The following is a 7,880-nucleotide window of genomic DNA, read 5'->3' on the forward strand; positions in this document are numbered from 1 at the left end:
CCCGCCAATTAGCGGGCCTTTCCAAATTTCGCGATGAAAAAGCTAAGCCAGCGGTTAGCCGAGTTTCTCGGTCAGTTCGGGTACGGCCTGGAACAGGTCTGCAACCAGTCCGAAATCCGCAACCTGGAAGATCGGCGCTTCTTCGTCCTTGTTGATCGCAACGATGACTTTCGAGTCTTTCATACCAGCCAGGTGCTGAATCGCGCCCGAAATGCCGATCGCGACATACAGGTCGGGTGCAACAACCTTACCGGTCTGACCGACCTGCCAGTCGTTCGGTGCATAGCCCGAATCCACGGCGGCGCGCGATGCGCCAACAGCGGCGCCCAGCTTGTCAGCCAGACCTTCGATCAGTTTGAAGTCCTCTTCCGAGCCGACACCACGGCCGCCCGAGACAACAACGCCAGCCGAGGTCAGTTCCGGACGGTCGCTCGCGGCAACCTTGTCCTCGACCCATGACGACAGACCTGGGTTGTCACCAACCGAGATGGTCTCAACCGCAGCCGAGCCGCCTTCGCCAGCCGCGTCAAAGGACGCGGTACGGAAGGTGACGACTTTCTTGGCATCGTGTGACTTCACGGTCTGGATCGCGTTGCCCGCATAGATCGGACGCTCAAAAGTCGAGCCGTCAACCACGCCGGATGCATCCGAGATCACCATCGCGTCCAGCAGGGCTGCAACGCGCGGCATCACGTTCTTGGCGTCGGTGGTCGCTGGGGCAACGATGTGCTCATAGCCATCAGCCAGACCCACGATCAGCGCCGCGGTCGATTCAGCCAGGCGGTGACCCAGCGACGCGTCTTCGGCAACCAGTACCTTGGACACACCGTCGATCTTGGCGGCGGCTTCACCGGCAGCAGCGGCAGAACCGCCCGCGGCCAAAACGGTGATGTCACCCAGTGCCTTTGCGGCCGTGACAGCTTTGGCGGTGGCATCCATCGCCAGTTCGCCGTTGTTGACTTCTGCGAGAAGAAGAACAGCCATTACACAGCCCCCGCTTCTTTGAGTTTCTCGACCAGCTCATCAACCGAGCCGACGACGATACCAGCAGCACGTGCCGGCGGCTCTTCGGTTTTGACAACTTCCAAACGCGGTGTGACGTCGACGCCGTAATCGGCGGCGGTTTTCTCGTCCAGCGGCTTTTTCTTCGCCTTCATGATGTTCGGCAGAGACGCATAGCGCGGCTCGTTCAAGCGCAGGTCAACAGTGACGATGGTCGGCATCTTGACGCTGATGGTCTGCAGGCCGCCGTCTACTTCACGGGTGATCTTGGCGCTGTCGCCTTCGATGTCCAGCTCGGACGCGAAGGTGCCTTGCGACCAGCCCAGCAGGGCCGACAGCATCTGACCGGTAGCGTTCATGTCGTTGTCGATCGCTTGCTTACCAGCCAAAACGATGCCGGGTTGCTCTTCCTCGACCACTTTGGCCAGGATCTTGGCAACGGCCAGCGGTTCGATGTCTTGATGGACGTCATCGGCGGCAACAACCAGAATGGCGCGGTCAGCGCCCATGGCCAGTGCGGTGCGCAGGGTTTCCTGCGATTGCTTGACGCCAATCGAAACCGCAACGATTTCGTCAGCCTTGCCTGCTTCTTTCAGGCGAATCGCTTCTTCCACAGCGATTTCGTCGAACGGGTTCATCGACATTTTGACATTGGCGAGATCAACACCGCTACCGTCCGCTTTCACGCGAACTTTCACATTATAGTCAATCACGCGTTTGACAGGCACGAGTACCTTCATTTTGCGCTTGCTCCTCACAAAAAACGGTAAGCCGCGAAGCGACTCCACCAATGCTCTCGGGGGACTGAATAGCGTCTCAGTTCACGCTGCAACAGGGCAAAATCGTCACGTCATGAACTTGAGACGTCGCGTTTCATGTATTTTGACGCAACGGCGTGAAATTTTATTGCTTTGGTGGCCGGTGCCAGAGCTTTGGGCCCCACCCGTTTGGCTGGGGTTTTGCTTTGTTGGTCGCTGCAGGGTTCGCCGGATCCCGCGCCAACTTCAGCGGTTTGCGCCCGGAACCCACAAAACGTCCGCAGTTCCGTTTTCGTTGGCGCAGCGGGCGGCAACAAAAAACCAGTCACTCAGACGATTGAGGTATTTCACCGCGACTGCGTTCACGGGCTCCATGTTGGTCAATTCGACCGCAAGGCGTTCGGCGCGGCGGGATACGGTTCTGCAGACATGCAGATTCGCTGCCAGACGCGACCCGCCGGGCAAAATGAAGCTGCGCAGCGGCTCTAGCGTTTCGTTCATCACGTCAATCTCGCCTTCCAACCGATCAATCTGAGATGCAACGATGCGTAGGGGCGGGTAGTCCGCCTCGGCGTCTTTTTCCATGTCGGGGCGACAGAAATCTGCGCCCAGATCGAACAGGTCGTTTTGAATGCGCGCCAGGGCGGCATCGACGTCGCCTTCCGCCTCGGTCCGAGCAACGCCAACAAAAGCGTTCAGTTCGTCAACGGTCCCATACGCGGCCACGCGACCAGAATACTTGGCGACCCTTTCGCCGTTGCCCAGCGCAGTTTTTCCATCATCGCCGGTGCGGGTGTAAATCTTGTTCAGAACGACCATTTATTGAGCTCCTTGTCCGCGCAGGTAGACGTAGAGCACGATCAGCACCACAGCAATGAACTGGAACAGGATGCGAAGGCGCATCATCTTGTTGCTTTTCATCGCAGCAGCTTTGCCGCTTTTGCCGAAATTGGAGATGCCGATCGCCAGCACGACGACGACCGCCGCCATGGCCAACAGCAAAATGACCATCAAAAGGTCCATAAGCACACCGTCCGCGTTTCTTGTTTCGTTTGGCTATCATCTAGCCTCATGTACATGAAAAGCGAACGGGTAATTTCGCCTCAGACGTCCGACAGAATGCGGTCGATGGTGCGGGTGGGCAAAAGGCGGCGCAGATATCCGGCGATATAGGTTGGCGTAGTGACATAGTAGCGCGCGCGCGGCCTTTTTGATTCAACCGCATGGGCCAGCTTGTCGGTCACCGCTGATGCAGGCAGTTCGAACCGGTCCGGGCCTGAGGATTCGTACAGTCTTTTCAACAGCGAAGCCTCGTATTTTTCGCGCAGAGCCGAGTTCTCCCAGTTGATGAAACGCTCGAAGAAAGGGATCGAATTCTCGCGGATTTTCGACGTGATTGGGCCGGGTTCGATCAGGATGGCCTTGATATTCGTCCCGGTAAGTTCCAGACGCAGCGTGTCGGTAAGACCTTCAATGGCATACTTTGTGGCGACATATGCGCCGCGCCATGGGAAGGCCACCAGGCCCAGAACCGACGAATTCTGAACGATTCGCCCATGTCCTTGCGCGCGCATAACTGGAATCACCAGCCGTGTCAGTTCATGCCAACCAAAGAAGTTGGCCTCGAATATCACGCGGAGCCCTTCGGTCGGCAGATCTTCAACTGCGCCGGGCAAGCCGTGCGCTCCGTTGTTGAACAGCGCATCCAGCGTGCCTCCGGTGGCCTCAAGCACTTCGGTCAGGCCCGAGGCGATACTTGCGGCGTCGGTATAGTCTATGCGCGGGCTTTCAAAGCCTTGCGCGCGCAGCCGGTCGCAATCACGCTGCTGGCGGCAGGATGCAAAGACACGCCAACCGCGTGCACGCATACCGTGTGCCGCGTCCAGACCGATGCCGGATGAGCAGCCGGTGATAAGAATGGTTTTCTGCATGATCTTCCTGACCTTCAATTCAGGCCAAAGCTATTGCGAGGTGTGGGTCAGGACAATGACGGTGCAGCGTCAGTTTTGAATTTTTCGAACCAGTGAGGCGGAAATCCAACCGACCTGTTGCGCGGGCAACACGCGCAGGCGCAGCCAGCCGGTTCCGGAATCGCTCAGTACTTCGACCTTTTGTCCGATGGCCGCTTTGCCGACAATTGGGTATATGGTGCCAGGCCCATCGCGCATGTTCACCCGCGTTCCCGAGATTTCGCGGATGTCTTTTTCAGGTTCGGGAATCGCCGCGGCCTCTGATGTTTCCGGCAGGGGCGCATCATCGGTCTGACGCAATCCCGCCACGCCGTCTTCCAGCGAAGCAAGCGTGATGTTTGCGCTCTGATCATCGAACACCGAGATGCCGGACAGAGACTGAAGGCTGGCTGGTTCGGCCACGATTTGCACGATCTCTTCGGGTTCAAGTTGAGGTTGAGCACGCACGGTCGGAGCCCGTACGGCCACACTGGTCACAAGTTCTTCTACCCGGGTGGGTGCTACCTCCGCAGGTTGGGGTACAGAAGCAACGCGCACGGGTTGATCGCTCCGCAAGCCGCGCGGTTCGAAATCTGGTCCGCCGCTCATAACGTAAAAACACCAGCCAAGTGCGGTGAAAGTCAAAATAATAAGGCGCGTCATGGCGCATCCCCCAAGTCAATCGTCAGGTACAAGAAATTGGCAGCAGTCTTTGGCAGCAGTCTTTGGCAGCAGTCTAATGAAGACAGCCTACCATATTTCTCGGTCCGAGTCGAAAACCGGGGGAATTCCGGGACTTGTCTCCCCCTGTTGCAAAAAGCGCGACTTGTCCCCAGCAAAATCTAAGCTGATTGCTTTACCAGCGCGCGCTTGCGGCGTATCACATCATATATGAACGATACGATCGACGACCCCAATATGGAGGCCCCCGACAATGGGGGCGAGATAGCTGAACCGCTGCGCCGCGCGATTGGCGAACGCTATCTGACCTATGCGCTGTCCACCATCATGCACCGGGCATTGCCTGATGCGCGCGATGGGCTGAAGCCTGTGCACAGGCGAATCCTCTATGCGATGCGCGAGCTTCGACTCAGCGCAACGGGCGGGTTCCGTAAATCCGCGAAGATTTCCGGCGACGTGATGGGTAACTATCACCCGCATGGCGACGCCGCGATCTACGACGCGATGGCGCGTCTGGCGCAGGATTTCAACGTTCGCTACCCGCTGGTCGACGGGCAGGGCAACTTTGGCAACATCGACGGTGATAACCCGGCGGCCTCACGTTACACAGAGGCGCGGATGACCATCGTGGCCGAGGCGTTGCTTGAGGGGCTGAACGAAGACGCCGTCGATTTCCGCGACAACTATGATGGCACGCTGTCCGAGCCGGTCGTACTGCCGGCGCAGTTTCCGAACCTGCTGGCCAATGGGTCCAGCGGGATCGCGGTGGGCATGGCAACGAACATCCCGCCGCACAATATTGCCGAGCTGTGTGATGCCTGTTTGCATCTGATCAAGGTGCCGGATGCCCGCGATGATACGTTGCTGAACTATGTGCCGGGTCCGGACTTCCCGACCGGTGGCATTATCGTCGAGCCCCCAGAGAATATTGCGCAGGCTTATCGAACCGGGCGTGGATCTTTCCGTCTGCGGTGCAAATACGAGGTCGAAGATCTGGGCCGCGGCCAGTGGCAGATCATTGTCACCGAGATCCCTTATCAAGTTCAGAAATCCAAACTGATCGAAAAGATCGCGGAACTGATCCAGACCAAGAAAATCCCGATCCTTGCCGACGTACGCGACGAATCCGCAGATGACATCCGCCTGATTCTCGAACCGCGCTCCAAGAACGTGGACCCTGAGGTTTTGATGGGCATGCTCTACCGCAGCTCGGACCTTGAGGTTCGATTCAGCCTGAACATGAACGTGCTGATCGACGGGGTGACGCCCAAGGTCTGCTCGATGAAGGAAGTGCTGCGCGCTTTCCTTGATCACCGGCAAGAGGTGCTGCTGCGCCGTTCGCGTCACCGTATGGCGAAGATCGACCACCGGTTGGAGGTGTTGGAAGGCTTTATCGTCGCTTTCCTGAACCTGGATCGTGTGATCGACATCATCCGCTACGACGACGACCCCAAAGCCGCGTTGATGCGCGAGGATTGGGGCATCGACCATATCCGCGCCACCAGCGAGGCGGACTATGTGTCGCCCAAGCCGGGCGAGGGCGAATTGTCCGAGGTTCAGGTCGATGCGATCCTCAACATGCGCCTACGCAGCTTGCGCCGTCTGGAAGAGATGGAACTGGTTCGTGAGCGCGACGCATTGATGTTGGAACGCGCCAATCTCGAAGACCTGCTGGCCGACCCGGCCCTGCAATGGGCCAAAATCGCCGAGCAGTTGAAAGAGACCAAGAAGACCTTTGGCAAAGACTATGAAGGTGGCGCGCGCCGAACCCAATTCGCCGAAGCCGGGCAGGTTGAAGAAGTGCCGCTTGAGGCAATGATCGACAAAGAACCGATCACGGTTGTCTGCTCTCAGATGGGTTGGATTCGCGCCATGACCGGTCACATCGACCTTATGCGCGAGTTAAAGTTCAAGGACGGCGACGGCCCGCGTTTCATATTCCACGCTGAGACGACTGACCGCTTGCTGGTGTTTGCCTCGAACGGACGATTCTACACGCTCAGCGCCGCCAATCTGCCGGGCGGGCGCGGTATGGGCGAACCGCTGCGCCTGATGGTCGATCTGCCGAATGAGGCACAGATCATCGACATCCTGATCCACAAGCAAGGGCGCAAGCTGTTGGTGGCGTCAGACGCGGGTAACGGTTTCATGGTGCCCGAAGATGACGTGTTGGCCCAGACCCGCAACGGTAAGCAGGTGCTGAACGTCAAAGCTGACGAGACGGCGATGATATGTAAGCCCGTTTCGGGCGATCACGTCGCGGTTGTGTCGCAGAACGGCAAGTTCTTGGTGTTCCCAGTGGAAGAGCTGCCCGAAATGGGTCGCGGTAAGGGCGTACGCCTGCAAAAATACAATATGGCGCGTGGCCGACAGGGGACACTGGAACTGGATGGTGGCCTGTCCGACATCACGACCTTCAACTGGGAAGAGGGGCTGAGGTGGTCCATGGGCGGTGACAAGACCCGGCACGAGGCGGACATGTCACAGTGGCTGGCCAAACGGGCCAGCGTTGGGAAAAAAGCGCCTTATGGTTTCCCGCGCGACTATAAATTTTCGTGAGTAAGCGCGCAGGCAAGTGGATTTCTGCCGATACGGCTTGGCACAAGCCGTATCGTTGCGCTAGATCAAAGAAAAACAGGCATATCGAGACGAGAACATGTTGCGAGCTTTGACCCTGATTACCGGACTGGCCCTGATGGGCGCGTGTACGCAGACACAGGTTTACGAAGAGCCTGAGTCGCTGGGCGAATTCAAATTGCGCGTGAATTATGCCTTTGCTGAAAAGGCCCGGAAGGGGCCAGTGTCGCGGGAAGCGACGCCTAAAGAGTGGGAAGACGCTATTCAGAACGCCGTCAATATTCGGCTTGGCCGGTATGAGGGTGCCCAGGAATACGACATAGGAATCAGTCTTGAGGGGTTTATGCTGGCCCCTCCGGGTGTGCCGGTGATCTACAACCCCAAAAGCACGGCAATCGTTCTGGTGAATGTTTACGACGTGCGCAAAAAAGAGTTTCTGGCTAAAGGCAAACAGTTCCAGGTTCTTGAAGACACGACTGGTGAAAGCGCACTTACAGGATCCGGGCATACCCGCACCAGAGAAGAGCAAATGGACGGTTTGGCCCTCAAGGTTGCCGATCGTGTCGAGGAATGGCTGGCCGAGGAACACAAGGACAACGGCTGGTTCGACAAGCGTCCCGACCTGATCCAGCCGTTGGAATCCGTCGAGGTCACCCAAAATCCGGCGTCTTAACCAGCTTTTCAAGCAGGATGTGCTTGATTTTCTTCTTTGAACCCAATATCTCGCGCGCGCAGATGTAAACACGGGACCACGGGTCCCCCCAATCGCAAAAGGGCGCCTGAGGAATGGCAAAGGAAAAGTTTGAGCGTAATAAGCCGCACGTCAACATCGGCACGATTGGCCACGTTGACCACGGCAAGACCACGCTGACCGCAGCAATCACCAAGTATTTCGGTGACTTCAAAGCGTATG

Annotated in this window: 9 protein-coding genes; 3 read left to right on the forward strand and 6 right to left on the reverse strand. The window is 57.8% G+C overall.

Annotation, left to right across the window (positions count from 1 at the left end):
- Positions 1 to 54 precede the first annotated feature (54 nt).
- From DK510_RS12045 to DK510_RS12070, 6 genes are all read right to left on the reverse strand, one after another.
- Entirely contained in the window at positions 55 to 984 is a 930-nt protein-coding gene (locus DK510_RS12045; protein ID WP_058273255.1) for an electron transfer flavoprotein subunit alpha/FixB family protein, read from the reverse strand.
- A complete protein-coding gene (locus DK510_RS12050; RefSeq protein ID WP_058278923.1) occupies positions 984 to 1,742 on the reverse strand; it encodes an electron transfer flavoprotein subunit beta/FixA family protein in 759 nt (252 codons plus the stop codon). Before DK510_RS12050 ends, DK510_RS12045 begins: the two co-directional genes overlap by 1 nt.
- A 264-nt stretch (positions 1,743 to 2,006) precedes the next feature.
- Positions 2,007 to 2,579, reverse strand: coding sequence for a cob(I)yrinic acid a,c-diamide adenosyltransferase (locus tag DK510_RS12055; protein ID WP_058273253.1), 573 nt, complete (start codon positions 2,577 to 2,579; stop codon positions 2,007 to 2,009).
- On the reverse strand, positions 2,580 to 2,783 hold the full coding sequence (locus DK510_RS12060) for a twin transmembrane helix small protein (protein ID WP_058273252.1): 204 nt from the start codon (positions 2,781 to 2,783) through the stop codon (positions 2,580 to 2,582). It abuts the gene before it with no gap.
- Positions 2,784 to 2,863: 80 nt separating this feature from the next.
- Positions 2,864 to 3,691, reverse strand: a complete 828-nt coding sequence (locus DK510_RS12065; RefSeq protein ID WP_109312298.1) for an SDR family NAD(P)-dependent oxidoreductase — start codon at positions 3,689 to 3,691, stop codon at positions 2,864 to 2,866.
- Between the two features lie 69 nt (positions 3,692 to 3,760).
- Positions 3,761 to 4,372 carry an SH3 domain-containing protein gene (locus tag DK510_RS12070; RefSeq protein WP_234999046.1) on the reverse strand — a complete coding sequence of 204 codons (612 nt, stop codon included), beginning with the start codon at positions 4,370 to 4,372 and terminating at the stop codon, positions 3,761 to 3,763.
- Positions 4,373 to 4,600: 228 nt separating this feature from the next.
- Here DK510_RS12070 and DK510_RS12075 point away from each other — a divergent pair, with 228 nt between their 5' ends.
- The 3 genes from DK510_RS12075 to DK510_RS12085 form a co-directional block, all read left to right on the forward strand.
- Complete coding sequence (locus DK510_RS12075; RefSeq protein WP_109312299.1) at positions 4,601 to 6,949, forward strand: DNA topoisomerase IV subunit A; 2,349 nt, start codon at positions 4,601 to 4,603, stop codon at positions 6,947 to 6,949.
- A 97-nt stretch (positions 6,950 to 7,046) separates the two neighbouring features.
- Positions 7,047 to 7,640 (forward strand): hypothetical protein, encoded by a 594-nt coding sequence (locus tag DK510_RS12080; RefSeq protein WP_058273249.1) that lies wholly within the window; start codon positions 7,047 to 7,049, stop codon positions 7,638 to 7,640.
- Positions 7,641 to 7,753: 113 nt separating this feature from the next.
- Positions 7,754 to 7,880, forward strand: a 127-nt coding sequence (locus DK510_RS12085; RefSeq protein WP_234998857.1) for a GTP-binding protein, incomplete at its 3' end; no start/stop codon positions are given.

The sequence above is a fragment of the Ruegeria sp. AU67 genome (genome assembly GCF_900312795.1).
Classification (GTDB): Bacteria; Pseudomonadota; Alphaproteobacteria; order Rhodobacterales; family Rhodobacteraceae; genus Ruegeria; species Ruegeria atlantica.